This is a genomic window from Negativicoccus succinicivorans (genome assembly GCF_018373335.1).
Lineage (GTDB): Bacteria > Bacillota > Negativicutes > Veillonellales > Negativicoccaceae > Negativicoccus > Negativicoccus succinicivorans_A.
Genome location: NZ_JAHAHH010000123.1, coordinates 1 through 1,596 on the forward strand (window position 1 = coordinate 1; position 1,596 = coordinate 1,596).

Consider the following 1,596-nt stretch of genomic DNA (forward strand, 5'->3'; position numbering starts at 1 on the left):
TACTACTTTTAAAGATACTCGCGCCAAAACGATTGACGCCGTAGTAAATAAAATTAAGCAAGCCTTTCCGCACAAAGAGGTTCGTGTCGCTTTTACCAGCCATATCATTATTGACCGCATCATGAAACATGAAGGTATTCAATATTACACCCCTGAGCAGGCTTTTGATAACCTGAAAAAAGATGGCTACAATCGCATTGCTATCGTTCCTTTCAATATCATCCCGGGGATCGAATATGACTACAGTGTAGAAGCGGCTAATCTCCAACAGAAAAATTTCAAAAAAATCGCTGTAGCAACACCGGTTATGTACTACATGGGTCAGGAAGGCCAGCCGGATCAAATCAATGATTTTATAAATGCGCTTAAATATCAATTGCCGCAACATATGCAGAAAAACGAAGCGGTACTTTTCATGGCACACGGTACCCCGCATCCGGGTAATGCGTTCTACTCCGTTATGCAGGACCGCCTGGAAATGATGGGTATGAACAACGTTTACGTTTATTCTGTAGAAGGCCGTCCTAACCTCGATGACGTAATTCCGCATCTCCACGCCAATAAAATTCAAAAAGTGACCTTGATGCCGATCATGATGGTTGCCGGTGATCATGCCAATAATGATATGGCAGGTGACGAAGAAGATAGCCACAAAATGATTTTGCAAGGAGAAGGTTTCAAAGTAAATACTTACATTCGCGGCTTGGGCGAAAACCCGAAAATCCAGGACATGTTTGTGGAACGCGCCCGCGAAGCGGTAGAAGCATTAGACACGAAAGAAGCAAAGGTTCCCTACACGCCGATGCATTCCAAAAAACATTGAGTATGATATAATAAATGCGCCCTCATTGTAGGGCGCATTTATTATTGGAGGTAAATATGAAATCACCGATTAAAGTTTTTGCCTTATTCTGTTGCTTATTACTTTGTGTCGGCTGTAAATCCACATCGACAGATGCCACACAAAACGGTGCGCAGACCTACCAATTTAAGGATCAATCCATTACTCTGCAAGCGCATCCCAAACGAGTTATTACTCTTTCCGATTCTTTGTTAAACATGTATTACGCAGTCGGCGGCACGGTTGTTGCGAGACCGACTTCAAATAATGAATTACCGGAGGCCGCACAAAATGTTCCTGAAATCGGGCACGTTTCCCATATCAATTCAGAAGCTTTAATTGCCAATAAACCGGACTTAGTACTTGGACTTTCACAACAACACAAAAAATTGGAATCGATTCTCGAAGCTAATCACATACCCTACCTGCTTCTCAATTACGAAGGAATTGATGACAATGTTCCGCTTTTAGAATTTTTAGGAAATGTAGCGGGAAACAAAGATAAGGCAAAATCGGTTATTAACGACTATGAAAAACGTATGCGCGAAGTAGTGGCTCTTGGTCATCAACAAAAGCCGCTGCGCGTTGCCATTCTTCGTGCCACCGGCAAAGATGTGACTGCAGAAACGCCCCTTTCTATTACCGCATCTATGACCAACAAGCTCGGCATGCAAAATGTACTTGCCGAAAAAGCTCTTCCTGCAGATGCGAAAACGGTTCCTTACAGCTTGGAAGTACTTACCGCCGATAACCCC

At 43.2% G+C, this 1,596-nt stretch carries 2 protein-coding genes; both read left to right on the forward strand.

Annotated elements, in window-relative coordinates:
• Positions 1-823, forward strand: an 823-nt coding sequence (locus tag KH813_RS06625) for a sirohydrochlorin cobaltochelatase (protein WP_303994551.1), incomplete at its 5' end; no start/stop codon positions are given.
• Positions 824-879: 56 nt separating this feature from the next.
• Positions 880-1,596: ABC transporter substrate-binding protein (locus KH813_RS06630; RefSeq protein WP_303994552.1), on the forward strand; the 717-nt coding region annotated here is incomplete at its 3' end.